This is a genomic window from Sulfitobacter sp. G5_S2_6_S6, assembly GCF_054968505.1.
Genome location: NZ_JBQKUI010000018.1, coordinates 1 through 24,569, shown reverse-complemented (window position 1 = coordinate 24,569; position 24,569 = coordinate 1). Strand labels below are relative to the sequence as shown.

At 57.9% G+C, this 24,569-nt stretch carries 22 protein-coding genes and 2 pseudogenes; 16 read left to right on the top strand and 8 right to left on the bottom strand.

Going from position 1 to position 24,569, the window contains the following annotated elements; all coding sequences use genetic code 11:
• Window positions 1-316: 316 nt before the first annotated feature.
• The 6 genes from ACTRWK_RS17405 to ACTRWK_RS17380 form a co-directional block, all read right to left on the bottom strand.
• Window positions 317-478: a transposase gene (locus tag ACTRWK_RS17405; RefSeq protein ID WP_462844099.1), complete on the bottom strand. Its 162-nt coding sequence runs from the start codon at window positions 476-478 to the stop codon at window positions 317-319.
• A gap of 278 nt (window positions 479-756) precedes the next feature.
• On the bottom strand, window positions 757-1,593 hold the full coding sequence (locus ACTRWK_RS17400; protein ID WP_462844098.1) for an acyltransferase family protein: 837 nt from the start codon (window positions 1,591-1,593) through the stop codon (window positions 757-759).
• Window positions 1,594-1,882: 289 nt separating this feature from the next.
• Window positions 1,883-3,358, bottom strand: a complete 1,476-nt coding sequence (locus tag ACTRWK_RS17395; RefSeq protein WP_289082228.1) for a Y4yA family PLP-dependent enzyme — start codon at window positions 3,356-3,358, stop codon at window positions 1,883-1,885.
• Window positions 3,355-4,905 (bottom strand): FAD/NAD(P)-binding protein, encoded by a 1,551-nt coding sequence (locus tag ACTRWK_RS17390; protein WP_289082229.1) that lies wholly within the window; start codon window positions 4,903-4,905, stop codon window positions 3,355-3,357. Before ACTRWK_RS17390 ends, ACTRWK_RS17395 begins: the two co-directional genes overlap by 4 nt.
• Complete coding sequence (sbnA, locus tag ACTRWK_RS17385; protein ID WP_289082230.1) at window positions 4,902-5,954, bottom strand: 2,3-diaminopropionate biosynthesis protein SbnA; 1,053 nt, start codon at window positions 5,952-5,954, stop codon at window positions 4,902-4,904. The genes ACTRWK_RS17390 and sbnA overlap by 4 nt, the downstream gene beginning before the upstream one ends.
• Window positions 5,955-6,258: 304 nt before the next feature.
• Window positions 6,259-7,047: a sulfotransferase family protein gene (locus tag ACTRWK_RS17380; RefSeq protein ID WP_289082231.1), complete on the bottom strand. Its 789-nt coding sequence runs from the start codon at window positions 7,045-7,047 to the stop codon at window positions 6,259-6,261.
• Between the two features lie 202 nt (window positions 7,048-7,249).
• On the opposite strand from ACTRWK_RS17380, the gene ACTRWK_RS17375 reads away from it, so the two are divergent.
• The 12 genes from ACTRWK_RS17375 (at window position 7,250) to tviB (ending at window position 20,842) form a co-directional block, all read left to right on the top strand.
• Window positions 7,250-7,588 (top strand): helix-turn-helix domain-containing protein, encoded by a 339-nt coding sequence (locus tag ACTRWK_RS17375; protein WP_289082232.1) that lies wholly within the window; start codon window positions 7,250-7,252, stop codon window positions 7,586-7,588.
• Window position 7,589: 1 nt separating this feature from the next.
• Window positions 7,590-8,879 (top strand): type II toxin-antitoxin system HipA family toxin, encoded by a 1,290-nt coding sequence (locus tag ACTRWK_RS17370; RefSeq protein ID WP_462844097.1) that lies wholly within the window; start codon window positions 7,590-7,592, stop codon window positions 8,877-8,879.
• A 182-nt stretch (window positions 8,880-9,061) separates the two neighbouring features.
• Window positions 9,062-11,107 (top strand): HAD-IIB family hydrolase, encoded by a 2,046-nt coding sequence (locus ACTRWK_RS17365; protein WP_462844096.1) that lies wholly within the window; start codon window positions 9,062-9,064, stop codon window positions 11,105-11,107.
• 2 nt (window positions 11,108-11,109) lie between these two features.
• Window positions 11,110-12,267: a glycosyltransferase gene (locus ACTRWK_RS17360; RefSeq protein ID WP_184584704.1), complete on the top strand. Its 1,158-nt coding sequence runs from the start codon at window positions 11,110-11,112 to the stop codon at window positions 12,265-12,267.
• On the top strand, window positions 12,260-13,234 hold the full coding sequence (locus ACTRWK_RS17355; RefSeq protein WP_184584703.1) for a glycosyltransferase: 975 nt from the start codon (window positions 12,260-12,262) through the stop codon (window positions 13,232-13,234). Before ACTRWK_RS17360 ends, ACTRWK_RS17355 begins: the two co-directional genes overlap by 8 nt.
• Window positions 13,235-13,238: 4 nt before the next feature.
• Window positions 13,239-14,360 carry a glycosyltransferase gene (locus ACTRWK_RS17350; protein ID WP_289082220.1) on the top strand — a complete coding sequence of 374 codons (1,122 nt, stop codon included), beginning with the start codon at window positions 13,239-13,241 and terminating at the stop codon, window positions 14,358-14,360.
• A gap of 753 nt (window positions 14,361-15,113) precedes the next feature.
• Complete coding sequence (gene rfbC / locus ACTRWK_RS17345) at window positions 15,114-15,686, top strand: dTDP-4-dehydrorhamnose 3,5-epimerase (protein ID WP_289082221.1); 573 nt, start codon at window positions 15,114-15,116, stop codon at window positions 15,684-15,686.
• Entirely contained in the window at window positions 15,687-16,724 is a 1,038-nt protein-coding gene (rfbB, locus tag ACTRWK_RS17340; protein ID WP_289082222.1) for a dTDP-glucose 4,6-dehydratase, read from the top strand.
• Window positions 16,721-17,587: a dTDP-4-dehydrorhamnose reductase gene (gene rfbD, locus ACTRWK_RS17335; RefSeq protein ID WP_289082223.1), complete on the top strand. Its 867-nt coding sequence runs from the start codon at window positions 16,721-16,723 to the stop codon at window positions 17,585-17,587. The genes rfbB and rfbD overlap by 4 nt, the downstream gene beginning before the upstream one ends.
• Before the next feature lie 6 nt (window positions 17,588-17,593).
• Window positions 17,594-18,475 carry a glucose-1-phosphate thymidylyltransferase RfbA gene (gene rfbA / locus ACTRWK_RS17330; protein ID WP_289082224.1) on the top strand — a complete coding sequence of 294 codons (882 nt, stop codon included), beginning with the start codon at window positions 17,594-17,596 and terminating at the stop codon, window positions 18,473-18,475.
• Between the two features lie 63 nt (window positions 18,476-18,538).
• The gene (locus ACTRWK_RS17325; protein ID WP_260006156.1) at window positions 18,539-19,549 is read left to right on the top strand and encodes a GDP-mannose 4,6-dehydratase; all 1,011 of its coding nucleotides are present in this window, start codon (window positions 18,539-18,541) and stop codon (window positions 19,547-19,549) included.
• Window positions 19,550-19,570: 21 nt separating this feature from the next.
• A complete protein-coding gene (gene tviB / locus ACTRWK_RS17320) occupies window positions 19,571-20,842 on the top strand; it encodes a Vi polysaccharide biosynthesis UDP-N-acetylglucosamine C-6 dehydrogenase TviB (protein WP_289082225.1) in 1,272 nt (423 codons plus the stop codon).
• Between the two features lie 269 nt (window positions 20,843-21,111).
• On the opposite strand, the gene ACTRWK_RS17315 is transcribed toward tviB, so the two are convergent.
• Together ACTRWK_RS17315 and ACTRWK_RS17310 are read right to left on the bottom strand one after the other, a co-directional pair.
• Window positions 21,112-22,283, bottom strand: a protein-coding gene (locus tag ACTRWK_RS17315) for an IS3 family transposase (RefSeq protein WP_462844095.1) whose coding sequence is annotated in 2 segments (ribosomal slippage) — window positions 21,112-22,010 and window positions 22,010-22,283 — 1,173 coding nt in all. Because the reading frame shifts where the segments join, the coding sequence is not laid out codon by codon here.
• A gap of 66 nt (window positions 22,284-22,349) precedes the next feature.
• Window positions 22,350-23,231, bottom strand: a pseudogene (locus tag ACTRWK_RS17310) (IS110 family transposase); the annotation flags it as partial.
• Between the two features lie 137 nt (window positions 23,232-23,368).
• Between ACTRWK_RS17310 and ACTRWK_RS17305 the strand changes: the two are divergent.
• The 4 genes and pseudogenes from ACTRWK_RS17305 to ACTRWK_RS17290 form a co-directional block, all read left to right on the top strand.
• Window positions 23,369-23,482: pseudogene (locus ACTRWK_RS17305) on the top strand (integrase core domain-containing protein); the annotation flags it as partial.
• A gap of 75 nt (window positions 23,483-23,557) precedes the next feature.
• Complete coding sequence (locus ACTRWK_RS17300) at window positions 23,558-23,851, top strand: IS3 family transposase (RefSeq protein WP_058336005.1); 294 nt, start codon at window positions 23,558-23,560, stop codon at window positions 23,849-23,851.
• Window positions 23,852-23,859: 8 nt separating this feature from the next.
• Window positions 23,860-24,063 (top strand): hypothetical protein, encoded by a 204-nt coding sequence (locus ACTRWK_RS17295; RefSeq protein ID WP_462844094.1) that lies wholly within the window; start codon window positions 23,860-23,862, stop codon window positions 24,061-24,063.
• 10 nt (window positions 24,064-24,073) lie between these two features.
• Window positions 24,074-24,472, top strand: coding sequence for a DDE-type integrase/transposase/recombinase (locus ACTRWK_RS17290; protein ID WP_462844093.1), 399 nt, complete (start codon window positions 24,074-24,076; stop codon window positions 24,470-24,472).
• Window positions 24,473-24,569 lie beyond the last annotated feature (97 nt).

Genomic DNA, 24,569 nt, shown 5'->3' with positions numbered 1-24,569 from the left:
AACGCACTGACTGAGGACGGGATCCAAGAGCTGACGGAAATGATCCGCGCCGCTCGTATCACCAACACAACATGGCATGAGTTCCTTGATGACTTCTTGGATGACATCGATCTGGTGACACGCAACAAAGCTAAATCACCGCGGTAGCAATGGGGCGGTTACCTTTGACCTCATTGGGCCACCGCTTTTTGCCATTGGCTTGCTTCTCTACCCGGTAGTCCCTGAGAAACTCAATCGTAGTCGCGATCGCGAAACTCCCGCCCAATATTCGTCAGAAGCAGAGTCGTAAGTCTGACAAAAAATGGGAAGGTGTTTTCTAGGCAACGCTTACGTTCGAAAAATGCGCCTTCCAAGTGTACAGCGACTTGGTACTTATCCCTAGCCTTTCTGCCACTACGCTCAAAGCGCGAACACACTCCAGAACCTGTAACACAGCGTCTTGTTTGAACTCATCTGTAACTCGAATGCCCTCACTCATATCCCTCTTTCCTAGGTGCCAAGCTTATCAAGCAAAGCGCTTATAAATCTAGGGGCACCTCATGATGCTTTAAGGCGGAGTCTTATAACCACCTTTGTAAGCCCTGCGTCGAGCAGTTTGGGGATTGTTAACTCAACGATGCGGTAGCTTATGAGCGCGTAGATGCATGCAATCATTGTGCTGAGAAGGCCAAAGCCGAGAAAGTCAAAGTGCCCCACTTTGCGTGATATAAGCGCAACTGCATTAATAACAAGCCAGTGTGAGAGGTAGAGCGAATACTATGCATTGCCGAGACCTTGTAGCGGAGTGACTATGAAACGGGACACGACTGGACCAGCAGCATAGAACCCTACGAAGATCAACAATGAAAACGAAAAAAAGTAGGAGAACTCAAGTAAATCTTTGCGAGAGACGTGATGGTCTTGTGAGATTGCTAAATAGTACACTATGAGAGCTAGCACTAACGCGGGCAGTGACAGCCATTTTTGCTTTTCAAGACCACGGCCAAATACGCATATTGCGGCTCCCAATAGAAATTCGAAATGCACGTGAGATGTGATAAATGCAAAGATTGGGCCGGGCAGATCAATAACTGTGCCAAGGAGCGTGGAGAAGAGAAAGTATGCGGCAATGAGCGCAAAATGGGTCATCGCGTCCCTAGCGATAAGCAGCGTTACAGCAAACAATAAGTAGAAGTAGAGTTCATAGCTTAGTGTCCATCCTACCATTAGAAAGTAGGGATTTTCATCCGGGATCAGGAGCAGCGACCGCAATAGGCTTGGCGTCTCCCCCTTGAAAAGCATAGGAGCCGCGATGAATAAGAAGACTACGATAGAGGTGTAAACCCAATATGGTGGAAGAACCCGCACAAACCGTTTCCAAAGAAAATGGCCCGGCCGCACGCTATTTGTCCCAACGTAACGATCCCGTATAAAAAACATGATAAAACCGGAAACGACAAAGAACACATCTACTCCTACAGACCCAAATCCCCAAATTAGAGCCAAACTGTCTGATGGTCCTAAGTCTTCGGCCAGCCCGAATGCGTGGAAGAGTACAACTAGCAATGCTGCGAGGCCTCGTAGCGCTTGAATGGAAGAAAGTTTATGCAGCATGGCTCTCCGAGCCGCTAAGGGCTAAATTTCAGAAGTTAAGTTACCAAGAATTCAGATCAATCGAAAGCGCGGCTATTACAAGCTGCTTTTTAATAATGAACGGTAATAAATTTTACTCAACAATATCGTCTACTGATGTGACCCGCAATCTTTTGTTGACCTATTCGACATGCGTGCCTTTGCCTTTATTATGCATCGGCACACTCATTGGATACACGCCATTGATGCTGCTATCTAATTTCAAGTAGTTTCCAAAACTCCTTCTAACCTATTAACATTTCGTGCAAGCTTACGATAGTAGGTTCTCGTGTAAGATACTGATATCAGGCGCAATGCGGAGAGCATCGTCGATATCGTCCAGCGTCACCGCCCCCGCGTTCCCTTCCGTCACAAACACGTTCCGCGCCAGTGGGAACTGGTGCGAGCGGCTTTCGAGGAAATGCATCAGGTAGCCGGCGGTGTTGGGGAAGACCATGAGGTCGCCTGCTTTGACGCCTTGGGGGAAGGACATCTTGCGCCGCGTCAGCCATTCGCTTTCGGTGCAATAGGTGCCGGCGAGGTAGCCTTCGATAGGCTCTTTACGCGGGCCGGGGGCGGGGACCATGAGCGGATCAATCGCGAATTCGGCGAAGCCGGATCGGGACTGGGTGCGGTTCATCTGCACGCCGATCACGGGGATGCCGGCGCTGTCGCGTTTGCAAAAGGCGACGCGGGCGAGGGTCATGCCGCAGCCGTCGAGCAGGGAGCGCCCCGGCTCGCAGCGCAGGGAGATATGGGCATCCCTCAAATGTGCGGCCACGGTTTGACCGTCTGCCATGTGATCAAGGATGCGGCGCATCCAGTTTTCTTGCACCAGAGATTGCGCGACGGGGTAGCTGTCGACTTTGCCGTCACCGCCCGCTTTGCGCCCCAGCCCGTCGTTATGCTGGGTGATGGGGGCGCGGTCACCGGACAGGGCGCGGTCAAGCTCGGCCAGCCAAGTCTCCCACTCCGCCACATCGTCGAGGTAGTTCATCGGGATGCCGCCGCCGATATCAAGGAAGAAGGGTGCGGTGCTGTCGCCCTTGATCTTGTGGATCAGGGGCAGCGTTTGCAGGATCGCGGCGATGCGATCCTCGGCGCGATAGCCGTTGAGGTGGAAGTGCAGCCCGTCGAGGCGGAGTGTCTCAGACGCGGCAATGCGCGCGGCGAGGGTAGGGATCTGCGTTAGCGGAAAGCCGAAACGCGAATAAAGCTTCGTCCCGTCACGCTCAAACCCATTGAGGCGCAGGCCGACAGAGACGGGTTTGGTCGCGCCTTCGGCCACGTCCTCCAGCAGTTCCATCTCATCCTCATTATCAAGGATCACGGTCACGCCGCCACCCACACACAGGGTCATCAGCGCCCGATCCTTGACGGCGGCGGTGCAGACGATCCGGTCGCCCGGGAGGCCCTGTTCAAGGCATTGTTCCACCTCCGCATGGCTGGCCGTATCGATGCCGATGCCCATGTCTCGCGCGGCCTGCACGTAGCTGAGACATTTATTCGCCTTGCGCGCAAACATGGGCAGGAAGGGCAGGCCATAATCGGTCACGCAATCAGTCAGCTGCGCGATATTGCGGCGGAAGGGATCGACCGACTGGATGTTGAGCGGCGCGCCAAAGCGGTCGGTCAGCGCGTCAAGGCGGGGGCGATCCTGCAACAGCTCCGCCATCCAGTTTTCCAGCCGCGGGCGCAAAGGCACGACGCCGTGGCAAGGGCTGAAGATCGATTGCGGGATGGTCATAGGGAGGGCTCCAGCGCGTTGGATTGGCGGGCGTTTTGCACGACGGCGGCGGCCCAGTTTTCGGGAAGATCATGCAGGGACCGCGACAGCGTATCATTGCCAAGCACGCAGCCTTCGGTGGCGCGGCCGATGACGGAGAGGCCCTTGGTGGTGCCGTCGCGTGTCAGGGCGTGCGCGTCTTTATCGACCCTAACACCGCCCTTTGTGCCAATGCTGAGGTGCCCGTCGCGCAAAAGACCGTCGAGCGGGGCGGCGAGCTCGGCCCCCCCCGCAGGTGGGATCGTGGCGTTGATCGTCACGTCTGCCGCGGCGTCGCCCGTCATATGGTCAAAGCTGACGATGCCCGCCTGTTCCAGCGTGATCAGCTTGCCGATGTTCTGCGAGGGCGGGCCAAAGGCGAGCCGCTCCATCTCTGGCGCGATCTGGCGGAAGTGGTGGGCATCGTCGGGAGCAATATCACGGTGACTTATCCAGTTGATCAGCTGCGGATAGCAGCGGCGCCAGACCTCGGCCAAAGCCCAAGCGCTGTCTTGCGCGCGGCGCCCCATGGCGATGTCATAGCCGATGCGCAGGTCTTGGCGGATTTCATCGGGGGTGAAGGTGGTTTTGGATCGCTGGGTGAAGAAGTCGGCGCTGGTGCCGGAGGGGTTGCCCAGAACCTGATCAGCGAATGACAAAAACGCGGGCCAGATGTGGTGGGTGAAGGTCGCGGTAGGGGTGCTCAGGATGTGCGAAAGCGCGGCGCGTCGATCGTCCCAAAAGGCGTCGTCTTGCGGTTGGGTAAACAGTGCCGCCTCTACCTTGGCGCGCATCGGGCGACCGCTGCGGCTGAAGGGCGCGATACGGCGCGGCTCCTTTCCCGATGGGGTATATTTATAGCCGGTGGCGGAGAGGGTGAAGACTCCGCCACGCCCTTCGGTCAGCGCGAGCATCGTATCGATGAAGGTGAGCGCGAAGCCCTTGCAGCGCACGGTTGACACTGGCGGCACAGCGGTTTGGGTCAGACGCTGATCGATGGGGAAGGGGGAGGGGATGTGGTCGCGCGTGGTGGTTTCGCCCTGACGAAAGCCGTCTTGGTGACCGGTGGTGATCAGAACGTGATCGACGGTGATGTTCTCAGGGAAGATACTCCATCGATCCCCGCTGCGGTTCACCGCGTCGACGCGCGTTTTATGCTGGATTAGTCTCACATTCGACGGGGCTTGTGCGACGACACGCTCAAAGCTCCAGAAGAGATACCGCCCCACATGCGCACGGGGCACGTAGTCGCCAGCATCGACGGGCTTTGGGCTCCGCGCAGCCCATTCCAAAAACGACGGCCCGCGCCCACCGGTCCAGGCGTTGATCAGACCAGCAGGGAAGTTCATCAGCAGCACATCCGGCTGACCCGGATCGTAGATCGGCCCCGCCCCGGGATGCGCCGAGGGTTCGAAGATATGGACGGTGAAACGGTGTTGCGGTCTGCGCCGCGCCGCCTCGCACAGGCTATCAAGCGCGTAGAGCCCTTTGGGCCCGCAGCCGACAATGGCAATCTCTGTCTCGCTCATGAATCCGCGGGGGCCAATCCTGCCAATGCGGTCACGTCCGCCTCACAAATCCCCAGTTCCCGCTCCACCCATTCGGGGTCAAACACTGTGCCTAGATAGCGCGAGCCGGAATCGTGAATAATCGCGGCGACGGTCAGACCGGCGAGCGCGTCCTGCATACCGCGCACCGCTTCAAGCACACCACCGCCGGAACCGCCGACCAGCAGCCCTTCACGCGCAACGGCGCGGCGGCAGCCGGCGACGCAGGTCACGTCGGAAACGCGGACGAGATCGTCGAACTCCTGCCCCTTGGCCAGCTCGGGGATACGACCCGCGCCCATGCCCGAGATTTTGCGCGGGCCCGCTGTGCCGTTGAACAGCGTGCTGCCCATGGCATCCACCGCGACAACCTTGGTTTTGCGCCCCATCCGGCGCAGATAGTCGCGACACCCGCGCGCCGTGCCGGTGCTGGAACAGGCGACGTAAAGCACATCGATCTGCCCGCCAAGCGCTGCGTCGATCTCGGCGATGGTGCCGAGTTCGTGGGACTCTGGGTTGTCGAGGTTGGCATATTGGTTGGGCCAAAAACGGCGAGAGTCTTCCTCCAAAAGCGTGGCAACGCGATCCAGACGCGCGGCGAGGAAATCACCGTCGGGCGCGTGATCGACCAGCTCGATCTGACCGCCCAAAGCGCGGATGATCGCCACGTTCTGGGACTGCGCATTGGGGTCAACGACGCAGATGAATTGCAGGCCATGCACTGCACACGCCTGTGCCAGCCCGATGCCCATATTGCCCGAGGAGGATTCAACCACCGTATCGCCGGGCTGCAACCGACCGTCCGCCAAAGCGCGTTCGATCATGTGCCGCGCGGGCCGATCCTTGGCGCTGCCACCGGGGTTCAGCGCCTCGACCTTAGCGACCAGATTGACATCCTCGCGGTCGAGGTAGCGAGGCAAGCGCACCATCGGCGTCTGGCCAATAAGGTCGAGCACATTGTCCGCAATCCGCGTCGCCGCAAAGGGTGTCGCCGTGTGGGAGTGGGTCTTTACCTGAGTACGAATATTCATCTGCGCAGCCTTTCGGGAAGCCAAGTCTCACCGGCGGCGCAGGACCGCGCCGTCACGGATCGTGTTGCGTCTCTTTCACGTCGCGCGCTGTTGAGCCCTCAGGTGGAGGGGCGCGGCGTTGTGAGGAAGAGAACGATGGTCAAAAATTGCTATTTTAAATTGAACCTCGGGGGCGGGATAAAGTTCCGTTTTCTGTGCAGCTGAGGTTCAATTGGGAGTCGGGAGGCGACGTGTGTTGGGGGCGTGGGTCGACAGTATATGTCTCTAATATGCGGTTTAGCGTCATTCTTTGGGTAAACAGTAGTTACGGAAAAGTTGCCCCACCCGTCGCCGCTTCAACATTCTCGGCAATGCGGCGCAAGGGGTGGCGGATCACGCCAGCCCAAGGCTGAATCTGCAAGCCTGCACCATATCCCCACGCCGAAGCACGCTCCGCTTGAGCGGGGGAGAGGCTGGTCGTCCCCGCATAATCCTGATTGCCATCGCGGATATCAGAGGGCGCGGGCACCCCATCCACATCCAGAGACGCCACCAACCGCGCCAAGGTTGCATTGGGGTCGGCGACGAGATCTTCGTATCGGATGGTGATCACGGCATGCAGGTAATCGATGTCGCGCCGTACGATGTCATAGGCATCCAGCCAGTGATCCATCATCGCCGCGGGGTTCATGTCGACCCATTTGGAGGTGGCCGCGGCAACTGCCTCTGGATGGCGGGTCACGACGACGAACTGCGACAGGGGGAAAAGCTGCTGATACAGCCGCATCCGCGTCAGGTTTACGGGCGACTTTTCAACGCGCCATGGGGCTTCGTTGAAATACGGTTGCCAGTCCCGTTCCAGCCGCATTTGCGTCTCTAACCTGTCGAAATGCGATCCTTCGATATGGTGCTGCGCGGGATCGGTGGCGAAATGCATGGGCACGCCATGCCGCGCGGTGTGAGGAATCGCGCCTTGCAGATAGACGCCTTCATTCTCCGGCACGGGGGCGGCGTTGATCGCGCTGACATCGGGCAAATCACCGATCAGCCGCGCCACGAGGCTGGTGCCGGAGCGGTGCAACCCGCCGACGAAGATATAGCGATGTGGTGTCATGGAGGCCCCTTTGTCTTGCGAGGGTCAGGTAGGCTATGGGGGAGGGGTGGCAAGGGACGCTATAGCAGTAGGAGTAACGGTGAAGTCGAAGCGAGGCCGAAGCACGATGATAGAATTTGGTAGAAATTTGAGGCAGTGTAACGTACAAGTATCATTACGTTGCACTATGTAATATATATATTGCAAATTATTCTGGATACCCATGACCAAATCAACACGCTCCTATTCGCCAACCGCCCGAAAGGCTGCAGAGCTTTTGGGGCTGATGATCCGCGCCGCGCGGTTGGAGCGGAACATGACCGCGCAGGAACTGGCGGAACGGGCAGGGGTTTCTCGCCCGCTGCTGTCGCGTGTGGAAAAGGGCGATATGACCGTATCCCTTGGTGCCGTTTTCGAAATCGCCACCATCCTCGGCGTCCCGCTATTTGAGGAAGATGACGAACAGCTGACCACGCGGCTCGCCACCGAGCGGCGGGCAAACGCTCTGTTGCGTCAGCGTGCATTCCAAGCCAGCCGCGGGAAGATAGACAATGACTTCTGACATGCTGAAACCGACCAAAACCCTCTATGTCTGGATCTTTCTGCCCGGTGCGACTGACCCTGTGGTCGCTGGCCGTGTCGATCTTGTGGGTCAGCTGCACCAGTTCACCTACGGTAAAAGCTATCTGCGCAATCCCGATGCGATACCGATTTTCCTGCCAGAACTGCCCTTGGTCGAGCAGATCCATGTGCCCGCCGCTCCGCTGCAGATCGCAGGTTGCCTGCGCGACGGGGCACCTGATTTCTGGGGGCGCCGGGTCATTATTAACCGGTTGACGGGTGCGAAGGGCATCGCCATGGACCTCGATGCGCTCGACGAGATGAACTATATGTTGCAATCCGGCTCCGACCGGATTGGCGCGCTGGACTTCCAGAGCTCTGCGACAGACTACGTTCCGCGACTGGCGGGGGAGGTTGCGCTCTCGACCCTTATAGAGGCTGCGGATCTTGTGGAACGTGGCGTGCGCTTGCCGCTGGAACTGGACGAAGCCTTGCGCCACGGGACGTCTATCGGCGGGGCACGGCCCAAGGCGCAGGTCACGGATGGCAATCGCAAGATGATTGCGAAATTCAGGGCCTCCAACGACCAGCATTCGGTGGTGAAAGGCGAATATATAGCCATGAAGATTGCGCAGGCCTGCGGTATGAATATCGCCCCGGTCGAGCTTCGCCAGGTCATGGGCAAGGATGTGTTGCTGATCGAGCGGTTCGACCGGATCAATACGGGCCAGGGCTGGACACGGCGCGCGATGGTATCTGCGTTGACCATTCTGGGGCTCAGCGAGCTTCAGGGGCGCTACGCCAGCTACGAGGATCTTGCCACCCATCTGCGCAAAGCGAGCCTCACGCCAAGCGCAGATCTGCAAGAATTATTCGCGCGTATGTGCTTCAACATTCTCGTCGGAAATACCGATGACCACGCCCGCAACCACGCTGGTTTCTGGACGGGGGGACAGCTTCAGTTGACGCCAGCCTACGATATCGACCCGCGTCCGCGGGCGTCATATGAGGCCAATCAGGCCATGGCGGTACGGGGGACAGATCACCGCGCGAACCTTTCTTTGGCGTTGGATGCGGCAGGTAGCTTTGGGTTGGATCAGGAGCGAGCAGAAAGGATCATTCTCGCTCAGGTCGAGGCGATCCGCGATCTGTTTGACGAGCTGGCTCGAGATGTTGATTTGACGCCGGCAGATTACACCGCGTTACGGAAGCGGGCGTTCTTGCGTGAGTTCGCCTTTGATGGGCTTACAGGCCGTTTGGCCGCGTTGCGGGATGCTACGAAAAGCAATTAGCACATCATCCTACTTTGGTTTCGCACACAAAGTCGCCAGCCTACCTGTAGTAGAATATGGCTTCGCTTAGCCATCCAAAACAAAACTCAATTCCGACGGGAACCATAAGGTAACTTTACTGTTATCTTTGCGAGGCTCGCGTTTTTGCAGCTCTGAATACATCAAAATTTTTGGAGGCTGATATGCGCATCATGCATATTTCGCTGGGCGGGTGTCTATCCGCTCCGCCCGTTAAGTACGGCATGACGGAAGATACCGGTGGGCATATCGCCTATGTTCTTGGCGCTGCGATGGCGCAGGCAAAACTCCCTGAGGTTGAAGAGGTCACGATCGTGACGCGGCTGTTTGATGCGCCGGAGTTGGGGGCTGTTTTCGCGCAGGCCGAGGAAAGGATTGCGCCTAAGTGTCGGGTGGTGCGTCTGGCCTCGGATCGGGCTGAGTATTTGGAAAAGGGTGATTTGGTGGGGGAGCTTCCTTCGCTGCAAAACGCTTTGTTAGAGACGCTTGAAGACATGGGCGCGGCGCGGCCGGATGTGATTCATGCGCATTTTTCGGATGCGGCGGAGCTGGCGCTGGCGGCGCGGGAGAGGTTTGGGATTCCGGTGCTCTATACAGCGCATTCGCTGGGGGCGGAGAAGTTGGCACCGGGAGAGGTTCCTTCGGCTGAGTTGAAGGCGCGGATTGGGCGTGAGACGCGTGCGTTGGCTGAGGCGGATGCGATTGTCGCCTCCTCGCGGGATGAGGTGGAGCGGCAGATCCCCAAGTTGGTGCCGGCTGCGGAAGGGCGCGCGCATCGGATTGGGCCGGGGGTTTGCGTAGAGGCGCAGGGCGATGCAGCGCGGGCGCGGCAGATGCTGGGCGTGTTTTTGCGGGATGTGAGCAAGCCGATTATTCTCGCCATTGCGCGGCCCATTCGGAAGAAGAACCTGCGGCGGTTGGTCGATGCCTATGCGTCTGATCGCACGCTGCAAGACCGCGCGAACCTTGTGGTTATCGCGGGGCTGCGGGATGGCTTGGGGCAGGGGTGCAGCGAGCGTGATGCGGTGATTGCGGATCTGTTTGACGGGGTCGACCGACATGATCTTTGGGGCAAGGTGGCGCTGCCACGACAACACTCCGCGCAGGATATCAGCGACCTTTACGCGCTGGCGGCGGAGGGCGGCGTGTTCTGCAATCCGGCGTTTCACGAACCTTTTGGGCTGACCCTGATCGAGGCCGCGCAGGCGGGTGTGCCTTTGGTGGCGACGCAATCGGGCGGGCCCTCGGATATTCTGCCGGAGCTTGGTTTTGGGACCTTGATTGACCCCTATGATACGGCGAGCCTGGCGCGTGGGTTGCGCAACGTGCTGCTGGCACCAGATCGCGAGCTTTCAGCGCGGCGGGCGCAGCGTATTGCGCGGCAGACCTATGATTGGACGGCTTGGGCGATCCGGACGCAAGCGGTGATGGAAGGGGTGGTGCGCGGGCTGCAGGTTCAATCCGTCGCTGTTCTACAACATGAGCACCTGCTCGCCTGCGACATCGACAATACACTGACCGGTTGTCGCAACGGCGCACGTGCTTTTGCCCAGTGGTTGGGGCGCGAGGGGGAGCGTTATGCTTTTACCGTCGCCACCGGACGTTCCATCGCAGAGGCGCAGCGGGTGCTGGCGGAATGGGATTTGCCCACGCCGGATACGATCATCAGCTCTACGGGCACAGAGATTTGGCGCCGTTCCGGCAGTGGTTTTACTCTATGTAAGGAGTATGCAGCGCTGATCTCGCAGGAGTGGGATGCGGCGGCAGTGCGTACGGCGTTGGAAGACACTAATGTGCGTTTCCAGCCGGTCTATGACCAACGTCGTTGGAAGGTCAGCCTATTTGGCACCATCAGCGATGTGCCCGCGATCGAGGCGCGTTTGCATCAGGCGGGGATTCTGGCCCGCATCATTCCGTCCCATGAAAAATTCATCGACATCATCCCCGTGCAGGCCGGCAAGGCCGCCGCGATCCGGTTCGAGGTGGCGCGCCGTGGCATGTCGGACGACCGTGTGATCGTGGCGGGGGATAGCGGCAATGATCTGGATATGCTGTCGCGCTTCGAGAACGCGGTGCTGCCTGCAAATGCGCTGGCGGAGCTGGATGGCCTGGCCTCGGTCTACCGCTCTTCGCTGAAGCATGCGGCGGGGGTGCTGGATGGGGTGCAATATTACCGCACACCGCAGCCGATGCTGATGGCGGGCGAATAATCATGCGTGATTTTCCTGACGTACCCCTGCGGCCCTTCGGCTATTTCGTGCATCACCAAGGGCGGGGCCATGCGGAACGCTGCGCGGCCGTCGTCAATGCGTTGCCCGAAGCGCGACCTGTGCGGATTTTCTGCGCGCGCGACGATATTTTCCCGCCGTTGCGTGATAATGTGACGGTGCAAAAATTGCCCTCCCTGTTCGCGGCGCGGGGGGATGAGCCGCGTGGTGCCGCTTTGCTCGACACGCCCGACACGACCCATTGCGCGCCCGTTGGCTGGTCCGGCATTCGCGAGGCGATGGCCGCCATGGCGCAGTTCTTTGCCGCCGAGGCGCCGGAGCTGATGATCGTCGATGTCTCGGCCGAGGTGGCGCAGCTGGCGCGGCTCTGTTCGGTGCCGCATGTCAAAATACTGCAGCATGGGGACCGTAGTGATGTTGGGCATCGTGCTGCTTATGACGGCGCCGCGGGGTTGCTCGCCCCGTTTCATGCGGATTTGGCGCAGCCGCAGTGGGACGGTTGGGCTGAGAAAATCCACTACGCTCCGGGGCTGGGGGTGAATGTATCACTGCCCGATCCCGAAGAGGCCCGCACGACGCTGAAGCTCGGCAAACGCCCCATGGCGCTGGTGGTCTGTGGCGGGGGCGGCAACGGCATTTCCGAGGCCGCCTTGGGCGTTGCCGCGCGCAGCTATCCGCAGATGGACTGGATCACCATCGGCGAGGTGCAGCGCGATTGGCATGCGACCTTGCCGCCGAACCTGATCCACAAAGGCTGGGTCGACAACGCGCCCGACTATATCGCGGCGGCGGATCTGGTGATCTCGTCCACGGGCAATACGACCTGTGCCCAAGTGCTCACCGCTGCGAAGCCCTGGATCGTGGTGCCGGAGTGGCGATATTTCGATGAACAAGTCGAAAAAGCGCGCGCTTTGGGCCAAGCCGATGCCGCGTTGCATTTGCCGCATATGCCGAGCTCTGCCCATGCTTGGCGAGCCGCAATTGAGCAAGCACAACGCCAGCATAATCCCGCGCGTCAACGCACTTTGGCAGGGGGCAGTGACGCGGCGACCCGCACCGCGCAGTGGCTCGGCAATCTGGCAGATCGCCTTTGGGACCGCCCCAAAATTTCAACATCTTTAAAGGAGGTTCACCATGCGTGACGTATCCGTTCTGACCATCGCCCGTGGCCGCGAGGCACATTTGCACAATGTTATCCGTGGCTTGGCCGCGCAAACTGTGCCCCCACGCGAGCTGGTGATCGCCGCCATGCAGGATGAGCTATACGACGGGCTGCCAGACGCGCCCTTTCCCATCCATCAAATCCAGGTCACCCGCCCCGATGGGGAGCTTCCCCTCGCCGCCGCGCGCAATGCGGTGGCGGCAAAGGCAAGCGGTGCCGTTCTGGCCTTTGTCGATGTCGATTGCATCCCGCACCCCGCGCTGGTCGCCGAAGTAGCCAAGGCATGCCACGAGGGCCGCGGGCTGGTAATGGGCGAGGTTGCCTATCTTCCCAAGGGAGCGACAGAAGGCGGCCTCGATTTCGATTACTTCGACAAGATCGGCGTCAAGCACTCCGACCGGCAGGGACCACCGGCGGAGGGTCTGCGTTATTGCGAGGATTACCGCTGTTTCTGGTCGCTCAACTTCGCCATCCACCGCGCAGATTGGGCGCGCAGCGGCGGGTTCGACGAAGGCTATTTCGGCTATGGCGGCGAGGATACAGACTTTGGCCGCGTGCTGGACGCGCGCGGGATCGACATTTGGTGGATGAAGGGGGCCAAGGTCTATCACCAATATCACGACCACTGCATGCCGCCGATCCACCATGTGGAAGCCGTGGTCCGCAACGCCGAATATTTCGCCACCCGTTGGGGGCATCGCACCATGGGGCACTGGCTGCATGCCTTCCACCTGATGGGGCTGATCGACAATAGCGACGATGCGCTGACCATCCTGCGCGCACCGAATGATGCGGATTTCCAGATGTGCCGCCAGACTGCCGATATGCCCTACGCCAATAGCCGCCGGGTGATGGATAAGCTGCTGCGCGATCTGGATACCGAGGAAGAGCGCCGCGCGGCCGCCCAAGCGGGCGAGGACCGTATCTCTGCCATCGCGGCGGAGTGACACCATGAAGATCGCCGTCATCGGACATGTGCGCTTCCCCATCGCGCGCCCCTTCATGGGTGGGATGGAGGCACATTGTTGGCATCTCTGTCGCGGCCTGCGGGCGCGGGGTCATGACGTGACCCTTTTCGCCGCCGGTGACAGCGACTGGGGTGGTAAGGTGGAGCCGGTCGTGGACACCCACTATGACCGAGAGTTTCCTTGGCATAAATGGCACGGCACGCTGGAGCTGACGGGGCATTTGGATGCGGCGTTCGAACGTCTCCTACCGCGCCTTGCCGAGGGCGGTTTCGACGTGGTGCATAACAACTCCCTGCATCGCTTCCCCCCGCGCTTCGCCGCGCGACATCGGATCCCGATGGTGACCTCCCTACATGTGCCGCCGTTCGATGTGTTGAAACGTGCCGTCGCCGATGGCGGGGCACCGTGGTCGCTGTTCACCACCTGTTCGCAGCGGCAATTGGGAGCGTGGTTTGATGACGGAGACACTCCCTTCGCCCGTGTCGTGCCGAATGGGATCGACCTCTCGGACTGGCCTTTCCGCCCAGAGGGAGATGGCACCGCCGTTTGGATGGGCCGTATCACGCCGACCAAGGGGACACATCTGGCGGCTCAGGCAGCGAAGACCGCTGGCATTCCGCTGAGGATTTACGGCACGATTGAGGATCAGGGCTATTTCGACACCGAAATTGCACCGCTGTTAGGTGAGGGTGTGCAATACGGCGGTCACCTACAGGGGGGGGATCTGACTAAGGCCATCGCCCGCGCCTCTGTCCTGCTGTTCACCCCGCTATGGGATGAACCCTTCGGACTGGCGGCGATTGAGGCGATGGCTTGTGGTCTGCCGATTGCAGCGGTTGAGAATGGGGCGATCCGGGAGGTGGCAGGTGACGTGGCGCGGTATGCTGGTGCGGATGCGGGGGAGCTGGCCGAGGCTTTGAGGGAGGCGATTGGCATTTCCCGGAGCGCTGCCCGAAAGCGGGTGGAGCGGTTGTTTACTCTGGAGCGTATGCTGGAGGAGTATGATGGGTTGTATATACAGGCGATCGAAGCTGTGGCAGAGGAGTTAGAGTTACCTTCGTTCGAAGCCTTCGAACGGCCTTTGACCGAGTACGCTGAGCCTTAGAGCCTACTGGTCATCTTAGCTTAGCCGGGTCCGCCAAAGATGCGACTAGTTGTTGTTTACACGGTTTCGTGTCGGCGCGCGCTGGGCAAAGCGAAAAGGGTGGATTGTAGTGATAAATCCGAAAACATGGTGGTAAAATACTCATTTCATATAGGCATGCTACTATCAAAGCATTAAACGTACACGTATATATACGCCAGTTTTAAGGGCTTCTCATATACTTTCTTTTACCCGTGTGACCTTCTTGACCGCGGTCAAGATACTGGGTGAGAGGCAAGTACACTTGGGATTGGAAGTCATTTTGCAGACCTTTTTGTGAAAGTACCGAGCCCCACCTGCAGCAGTGGGGCTTTGTAAGTACGTACCGACGTGCGCCGGTTAGTCCTCAACTGATCATAAAATAGTCGGACGTCTTGCGTTTGCCTATTCTCTAAGTGAGAACAGAGCCAATGAAGAAAAGCTGGTTTAGCGGAGGACAGGTTGTTGGAAATTCGAGGAGCACTAGGCGTTGCATGATGCAAAAGCACTGTGCTGTAGGTGTGGCGCGAGTACTGTGATGTTTTCTAAGCGGCAATTAGAGTACGGCCCATTAGAAGCGGGGCTTCGACAGAGGGCCTATTTTGGTAGGCCGCTATGGATGCTCGGTGTATAACTATGTCGAACCACCCAAGAGCTAGGCATTGGCCGACGAAACGAAGGCCAATTCACAACAGCACATATTTATAACATAATTCTAATTATAAGGTTGATATTTTGTCCCTTACCCTCAAACAAACCCCGCTCACCGGCGTGATCGTGATCACCCCCGCCCGCTTCGGCGATCACCGCGGATTTTTTTCGGAAAGCTACAGTGCGAAAGCCCTCGCCGAGCACAGTATCACCACGCAATTCGTGCAGGACAACCATTCCCTATCAATGACCCAAAGCACCATCCGCGGGCTGCATTTTCAGGCTCCGCCCCACGCGCAAGACAAGCTGGTACGCTGCGGGCGCGGTGCGGTTTTTGACGTGGCGGTTGATATCCGCAAAGGGTCGCCGACCTATGGGCAGTGGTTTGGGGTCGAGCTGAGCTTTGAGAACGGCAAACAATTGCTGGTACCGGCGGGCTTCGCGCATGGGTTTGTGACACGCGCGCCAGAGACCGAAATTATCTACAAATGTTCGGATTATTATGCGCAGGAGACTGAAGGGGCCATCGCTTGGGACGATCCTGAGGTCGGAATTGACTGGGGTTTGGGTGATATGACGCCGGTATTGTCGGATAAAGACGCAAACGCACCTTCTTTGGCTGACCTTAACAGTCCCTTCACGTTTGAGGATGTGTAGATGAAGCTATTGGTGACGGGCGGTGCGGGGTTTATCGGCTCGGCAGTGGTACGGTTGGCGATTGAACAGGGGCATAGCGTGGTGAACCTTGATGCGCTGACCTATGCGGCGTGCCTTGAGAATGTGGCGAGCGTGGCGGACAGCCCTCTTTACGCGTTTGAGCAGGCGGATATTTGTGATCGGGAGGCGTTGGATAGGATCTTTGCAACATATAAGCCCAACGCGGTGATGCATCTCGCGGCCGAGAGTCATGTGGACCGTTCCATCGACGGGCCAGGGGCGTTTATTCAGACCAATGTCACCGGCACCTATACGTTGCTGGAGGCCGCGCGCGCCTATTGGCAAGGGGCGGACAAGCCCGATGGTTTCCGCTTTCACCATATCTCAACTGACGAAGTTTATGGCTCCCTCGGTCCCACGGGGCAGTTCACCGAAGATACACCTTATGATCCGCGCAGCCCCTACTCCGCATCCAAGGCCGCCAGCGACCATCTGGTGCGCGCGTGGGGCGAAACCTATGGCCTGCCAATAGTACTGACAAATTGCAGCAATAATTACGGGCCCTACCACTTCCCCGAGAAACTGGTGCCCGTGGTCATTCTCAAAGCACTCGCTGGCGAGCCGATTCCGGTCTACGGGGATGGCGCGAACGTACGTGACTGGCTGTTTGTCGAAGACCACGCCGATGCGTTGCTGACCGTGCTGCTCAAAGGCGAATTGGGCCGCAGCTATAACATCGGCGGCGAGAATGAGGTCAGCAATCTTGAGCTGGTCAAGATGATCTGCGCCCTGCTGGATGATCGCCACCCTGAAGGCGCACCCCATGCCGACCTGATAACCTTCGTCGCAGACCGGCCGGGCCACGACCAACGCTATGCCATTGATCCGACGCGTATTCGCACGGAACTTGGCTGGCGGCCCTCGGTTACGGTGGAAGAAGGGCTAGCACGCACCGTGGATTGGTACCTTGAGAATAAGGACTGGTGGCGCGCGCTGCAAAATCGCCAGGGCGTTGGCGAGCGATTGGGCAAGGCATGAAGGTCCTCGTCTTCGGTCACAGCGGCCAGGTCGCCACGGAACTGCGCGCGCTGGACGGCGATGACGTCCAGATCATCGCTCTCGCCCGCGCTGATGCGGACTTAACCGACCCCGCCGCCTGCGCCGCTGTGATCAATGCCCATGCGCCTGACGCCGTGATCAACGCCGCCGCCTACACCGCCGTGGATAAGGCCGAAAGCGATGAAAAAACGGCGCAGATCATCAACGCCGATGCCCCCGCCGCCATGGCCCGCGCCTGCGCCGCGCGCGATATTCCTTTCGTCTCTATATCGACCGATTATGTGTTTTCCGGCGCAGGTGACACGCCTTGGGCACCCGCCGACCCAACCGATCCGCAAAGCGTCTATGGCCGCACCAAGCGAGACGGTGAGGTCGCAATTGTAAAGACGGGTGGGCGCTACGCCGTATTGCGCACCTCTTGGGTCGTGTCGGCCCATGGCAATAACTTCGTCAAAACGATGCTGCGCCTTGGGGCGGAACGCGAGTCATTAACCATCGTCGCCGACCAGATTGGCGGCCCAACCGGCGCTGCTGAGATCGCACGGGCCTGTATAAAGATCGCTAAAACTCTCGTGTCTGAGCCCGAAAAATCCGGCATCTACCATTTCTCGGGCGTGCCGGACACAAGCTGGGCGGATTTCGCCCGCGCTATTTTTGACGCCGCCAATATCCAATGCGCTGTCACTGATATCCCGTCGGATGACTACCCTACCCCCGCAAAACGCCCGCTGAATTCCCGGCTGGATTGCACAGCCACCGAGGCCGCCTTTGGCATTTCCCGCCCCGATTGGCACGAGAGCCTTACCCATATTTTGACCCAACTTGATTTTCCCAAGGACTGATTTCCCATGACCCAGACGCCCAAACGCAAAGGTATTATCCTCGCCGGCGGCTCCGGCACGCGGCTTTATCCGATCACGATTGCCGTGTCGAAACAGCTGCTGCCGATCTATGACAAGCCGATGATTTACTATCCGTTAAGCGTGCTGATGCTGGGCGGTATCCGCGAGATCCTGATCATCACGACGCCCCAAGACGCCGACCAATTCAAACGCGCCTTGGGCGACGGCAGCCAATGGGGCATTTCACTGAGCTATGTCACGCAGCCAAGCCCGGATGGATTGGCTCAGGCTTACATCTTGGCCGAAGATTTCCTAGACGGAGCACCTTCCGCGATGGTGCTTGGTGACAATATCTTCTTTGGGCATGGATTGCCCGAGATTCTCGCTAAAGCCGACGCTCAAACAACTGGTGGCACCGTCTTTGGCTACCGCGTCTCCGACCCTGAGCGCTATGGCGTGGTAGATTTCGACGAGAACGGCCAAGCGCGACAGATCATTGAGAAGCCGGAAGTGCCGCCTTCGAATTATGCGGTGACGGGGCTCTATTTTCTGGATAACTCCGCATCCGAGCGCGCCAAGACTGTCAAGCCATCGCCACGGGGAGAGCTGGAGATCACCACGCTGCTTGAAACGTATTTGCACGATGGATTGATGAATGTGCAGCGTATGGGCCGCGGGTATGCTTGGCTGGATACAGGGACGCATGGGAGCCTGCTGGACGCAGGAAACTTCGTGCGGACACTGGAAACGCGGCAGGGACTTCAAACAGGGAGCCCGGACGAGGTTGCCTACAACAAAGGTTGGATTAGCGCGGAAGCGCTTGGAAAACGAGCAGCCATGTTTGGCAAGAATGACTATGGTGCCTATCTGAATAGCATAAGCACCTAGTCTGGATGAGCGCGGGGGAGCATCTACCTTTCGCGAAAAAACGTAACTTATAGGACTCCCACCGTGAGAAAAGTCTTCATTACCGGCACCGCCGGCTTCATCGGTTTCCACCTCGCACAACTTATGCTGGATGAAGGGTTCCGCGTCCACGGGTTTGACGGCATGACGAATTACTACGATGTCAAGCTAAAACAGCGCCGGCACCAGATGCTGCTACAGAACCCGCATTTCTCAATGACCGAGGGGATGCTTGAAGATGACGCGCTGATCACGCAGGTCACCGACGATTTCGCGCCTGACGTCATCGTCCACCTCGCAGGTCAAGCAGGTGTTCGTTACTCGCTAGAGAACCCACGCGCCTATCTCGACAGTAACCTTGTCGGCACATTCAACGTGATGGAGGCCGCGCGGCGGTTGAAGGTTGAACATTTGCTGATGGCATCCACCTCCTCGGTCTACGGGGCCAACGAAGACATGCCGTTTGCCGAAACGGACAAGGCCGATACCGCCCTCACCTTCTACGCGGCAACGAAGAAGGCGAATGAGGCAATGGCGCATTCCTATGCTCATCTGTGGGATCTGCCGACGACGATGTTCCGCTTCTTCACCGTCTATGGTCCCTACGGGCGCCCGGACCTCGCGCTGTTCAAATTCGTCGACGCGATCCTCGATGGGCGCCCCATCGATATCTACAACCACGGCGACATGTACCGCGACTTTACCTATGTCACCGATCTGGTCCGCGGCATTCGCCTGTTGATCGACACGCCCCCTGTCCGCCCCGATAACCGCGAGGTGCCCGAGGGCGACAGCCTGTCTCCCGTGGCTCCCTACCGCATCGTCAATATCGGCAATTCCGACAAAGTGCGCCTACTCGATTTCGTCGAAGCAATCGAGGAAGAGCTTGGTCAAAAGGCAATCCGTAACTACATGCCTATGCAGATGGGCGATGTGCCCGCGACTTGGGCGAATGCGGAACTGCTAAAGACCCTTACGGGTTACAAACCACAGACCGATATCAAGGATGGTATTCGGGAATTTGTAGCTTGGTTCCGCGACTATTACGCCAAGTAGTTTTTGGACGAGGAGTTTGCGATGCCGACCTTGAATGATGCCCCCATTGCCGTGATCGGCTTGGGGTATGTTGGCCTGCCTTTGGCGGTCGAATTCGGTAAAAAACGCAAAGTCGTCGGCTTTGACATCAACATAGATCGCATCGCCGAACTGCGGGCCGGCAAGGACAATACGCTTGAGGTGGATGCAGCGGAAATGGCCGAGGCCGCGCATCTCTCGTTTACCGACCAGCTCGATGATCTTGCGGAATGCACCACCTTTATCGTGACTGTTCCAACTCCGATAGATGAGCATAAACGCCCCGATCTGACCCCACTACTCAAAGCATCCGAGACGATCGGAAAGGTTCTGAAACGCGGCGACATCGTGATTTATGAATCTACAGTCTACCCTGGTGCGACCGAAGAAGATTGTGTGCCAGTGTTGGAGAAAACCTCCGGTTTGACTTTCAACCAGGATTTCTTCGCGGGCTATTCACCCGAGCGGATCAACCCCGCGGACAAAATTCACCGCCTGCCCAATATTGTCAAAGTTACCTCCGGCTCCACGCCTGAAATCGCAGATAAGGTCGATGCGCTCTATGCGTCGATCATCACTGCTGGTACGCACAAAGCGCCGTCGATCAAGGTGGCGGAGGCAGCGAAGGTAATCGAGAATACCCAAAGAGACGTGAACATCGCGTTGGTGAATGAGCTCGCCCTGATCTTCAACAAGCTCGACATCGACACTCAAGATGTGCTCGACGCGGCAGGCACCAAGTGGAACTTCCTTCCCTTCCGCCCCGGCCTCGTCGGTGGCCACTGCATCGGCGTTGACCCATACTACCTGACGCAGAAAGCCCAATCCGTTGGCTACCATCCCGAAGTCGTCCTCGCCGGCCGCCGCATCAATGACGGAATGGGCTGCTACATCGTCGGCCGCACCGTCCGTGAAATGATCGCACGCGACATCCCGGTTAAAGGTTCGCGAGCATTGGTTATGGGGTTGGCGTTCAAGGAGAACTGCCCGGATCTACGGAATACGCGGGTGGTTGATATTATCCGTGAGCTTGAAAGCTATGGTATTGAAGTGGATGTGTATGATCCGTGGGTGGATTCGATAGAGGCGAAGCGAGAGTATGGAGTGGAAATGACCGAAGTGCCTGAAAACCAGAGTTATGGCGCGGTGGTTGTGGCAGTAGCCCATAGCGCGTTTGAGAACGAAGACATTGCTATTGGATATGGCACACCTCAGGCCGTGATTTTCGATGTGAAAGGCATGCTGTCCCGGAGCTGTGGAGCTATGCGTCTATAGGGGCTCAGATGCAAAATTAAGCTGATCGGATTCACGGTAAGGATCCGACGTGATAGCTGAAGGCATGAGCATTTATGCCCCTACGAAGTGCAAGGCCAAGAATTTGTAGTCTTTTTGTAGTCTTAAAGTGAATGAACTACTCCCCATTCGCTGAAAATGGACTGGCGTAGTTTATGCTACTCTTTGCACCTGTAACCTGGACGAACCTTGAAGTGGTCCCATCTTTTCGGACAGTTTTGCAGCTTCTCTAAGGTGTATCGGGTTTAGGTTCATGCTGCTTTTTGCTGTTCTAAGCCCGCCCAGTATGCGTCGTCGGGCGTCTGCCGATCAAGCGCGGAATGGGGTCGCTCAGTATTGTAGAATGTGATCCATTTCTTGATGATGCGTCGGGCTTGGAAGCCATCGCTGATCTCTTCGAGATAGATTGCCTCCTGCTTCAGTGATCGCCAGAGGCGCTCGATGAAGATGTTGCTCCGTTGCCCGGCAGGGTTATGCGCAGCATGATCCCGAGAGGGGAGATAGCGCCCGCGCCCATCCATTGAGATGCGCACGCCTGCCTCGGTCAGCGTCGTGATCCAGGCCGATCCCGTGAACTGGGACCCTTGATCAGTGTTCATGATCTCTGGCGGGCCGTATGTGGCGATGGCTTCGTTCAAAGCATCGACGCAGAAGTCCGCGTGCATCGTGTTACTCAACCGCCAACTCAGAACCTTGCGTGTGGCCCAGTCCATGATCGCCACGAGATACAAGAACCCGTTCCGCACCGGCACGAAGGTGATATCGGCACACCAGGCCTGGTTCGCGCGCTCTATCACCATCTTTCTCAGCAAGTACGGGAAGACCGGATGCTGGGGGTGCGGCTGGCTGGTTCTGGGTCGTTTGTAGATCGCCTCCAAGCCCATTCTTGCCATCAATCGCCTGACGCGATGACGCCCGACAACCGTGCTTTCCCGACGCAGGTAGGCTACAATCTGTCGTGACCCGAAGAACGGATACTTCGTGAAGACCCGGTCGATCTCTTTCATCATCGACAGCGTGTCCCCGTCGATGCCATCTGGCGTGTAGTAGAACGCCGACCGCGATAGCCGCACCAGTTTGCACTGCTGGCTGATGCTCAGTTCAGGGTGATCCCGTTTGATCATCGCGCGTTTCTTCTTGGGGCTCACCGCTTCAGCCCTTCGGACAAAAAATCGTTTTCGACAGCCAACCTCCCGATCTTGGCATGCAGTTCCTTGACCTCCGCCTCCGTCGGACCCTCGGGCTTGCCTCCGCGTGAAAACACATCCGCCATGCCTTCGACTGCCTGACGTTTCCACGTGCTGACCTGGTTCGGATGTACTTGGTGCTTCGCTGCGATCTCTTGGATCGTCCTGTCGCCTCTCAGTGCTTCCAACGCCACCTTGGCCTTAAACTGATATGTAAACTTCCGGCGCTTCGCCATTTCCGTATCCCTTCAGAGGTTTGGGATACACCTTAGATGACTGTCCAGTTTTCTGGGACCACTTCACAGAGCGTTGATCGGGCCGATCCCAGGTATTGATGTCAGCAACTGATAGTCAGGCAGATCTTTGAGAAGCGCGACGGCGCGAACTTCAATTTGATTGCGCTGCGCAATGAGACTGCGGCCTTCTCCAAGGACCAAGCGGAACATTCTAAGCGCATCAGAATCTGGGGCAACCGGCAATCCCACTGAAGACTTAGCTGTCTCGTAAATATCTGCAAGCAAACGCTCTTTAGCGACCTTGCGCCCAATGACGTCCCAAGCATCAGCGGTGAAAGCGGCTTTGCCCATCGCTGTGATCAAATGTGGCGATGGATAACGCTCAAGGAATGCAAAGAACCAATCACTGCGTGAGCTGCGGTAAAACCGATCCGCTTCAGGGAAGTACAGCGGCAGATAATGGGTCAACACCCGGTGCCAAAGTTCAGTCTTCGACTTGGAGACGATATCGTGGGTTTTGGACAGCTCTTGAATGTCATTCGTGCCGTATACCAGAGGGTCGTGGTAATATTGCTCGTTTCCGATCTCCATCATATGCAGGATCACTTGCGCGTCCTTTGGGTCATTCTTATCCCAGCTGTTATTGAGGGCTTCGCGCGTCCGCGCCAAAGCCACTGAGGACACCAGCTTTACCTCAAAGCCAGAAGTTGCCAGATGGTAAGCCAAGGCACGGTGATAATTGCCAGTCGCCTCAAAGGCCACACGAACTGGGCGTCCGTATTCCTTAAGTGCGGTGGCGAGGCGGTTGAAGTCGGCGAGTTCGTTCAAAACTGTTAAGCGACGTCGCCGTTTCTTATCTGGAATAGCGATCAAAACTTCATGCCGGGCCTTGGCGATGTCGATAGCCACCAAAACAGGGGCATCTTGTGCAACAATAATCTTGGTCATAGTTGGTCTCCTTTGCGGTGTGGTTTGTGCAAAACCACTGTAGGGACCCGAGACCCGGCTATGACCACCTGCTGCGCTATCTGGGGGCTGCGCAGGCGGCCATAGCCTCTCAATCAGCTTCATTCCAAAGGTGTTATGGCACCGAGTTCACCAGCATGGCGATCCTCAAGTGGGTCCAGGAAACCGGCATCGATTGGCATTACATCGCGCCTGGAAAGCCCCAGCAGAACGGCTTCATTGAAAGTTTGAGCTACCCCCTGAAGTTCGGACACAGACGTAAGCTGCGATTTGTAGTCTGCTGATCTTCACCACGAAGGAGATCAGATATGTCTAAACGGAAACAACATCACCCAGAGTTCAAAGCCAAGGTGGCGTTGGAAGCGCTGAAGGGCGAAGAAACAGTCAGCGAGCTGGCCAGTCGGTTTGGGGTGCATCCAACAATGATCCATCAATGGAAGCGTGCTCTACTTGAAGGCGCGTCAGGCGTATTTGAGCGTGGTGGCCGGAAGGCACCGGAAGTCGATGAAGAACAAGTGAAAGACCTGCATGCCAAGATTGGGGAGTTGGCCGTCGCCAACGATTTTTTGGCCAGAAAGCTCAAACCCTGGACCGGCAAGTGAGGCGCAAGATGATTGAGCCTGCCAACGCCAACCTGTCCATCAGCAAGCAATGCAAGCTGTTGTCGATCTCGCGATCATCGTTTTACTACGAGCCCAAGGGCGAAAGTGAAATGAATCTCGATCTGATGCGCGTGATCGACAAGCAGTTCCTTGAGACCCCGTTTTACGGGGTGCGCCAGCCTCTCGGGACATTGCCTGCGGCAATACCCTGACGGCCAGTGGATGACATGGCACCTGCGGAATGACGACCATCTCGTGAACGAGAAGCGGATCAGACGGCTAATGCGGCTGATGGGCCTCATGCCGATCTATCAAAAGCCCAACACAAGCAAAGCCGCGAAGGGGCACAAGATCTACCCCTATCTTCTGCGCGGTCTGCGTGTGGATCGGCCCAATCAGGTCTGGTGCTCGGATATCACCTATCTGCCCATGCGGCGCGGCTTCTTGTATCTGGTCGCGATCATGGACTGGCACACACGTAAGGTACTGGCATGGCGGATATCAAACACGCTGGAAGCAGGGTTTTGCGTCGATGCGCTGAACGAAGCCATCCACAAGTTCGGCCCGCCAGAGATTATGAACACTGACCTGCCCCCCGCGAAATCCCTCACCATGATGTAGAGTCTGCCCAACCCTGAAGGAGTAGACGAATGCGGAAGAGCCGTTTTACCGAGGCGCAGATTATTGGGATGATCAAGGAGCAAGAGGCAGGCATGCT